This window comes from Streptomyces beijiangensis, assembly GCF_017315755.1.
Taxonomy (GTDB): domain Bacteria; phylum Actinomycetota; class Actinomycetes; order Streptomycetales; family Streptomycetaceae; genus Streptomyces; species Streptomyces beijiangensis.
The window spans coordinates 1-252 of sequence record NZ_JAFLRJ010001671.1; the positions used below are offsets into that span (position 1 = coordinate 1).

1 pseudogene is annotated in these 252 nt (G+C 72.2%); it reads left to right on the forward strand.

The features are described 5' to 3' along the window. Positions 1-252: pseudogene (locus tag J0695_RS43170) on the forward strand (IS701 family transposase); the annotation flags it as partial.

The following is a 252-nucleotide window of genomic DNA, read 5'->3' on the forward strand; positions in this document are numbered from 1 at the left end:
CCGCCTACCCCCACCCGCACACCACCCTGCGCGCGCTGGCCCTGGCAGCCGGACAAGCCGCTACCCGCACCATCACGTGGCGCCAGGGCAGCAAGGCCACCAAGCACAACCCGAACGCCGACATGCGCTCGCAGTTCCTGGCCCTGCGGGTTCGCCCGGCCAACCGACATATCCGCCGCGCCGCCGACGGCGCGCTGCCCGAATGCTGGCTGCTCATCCAGTGGCCACCTGACTCCGCCGAGCCCACGAGAC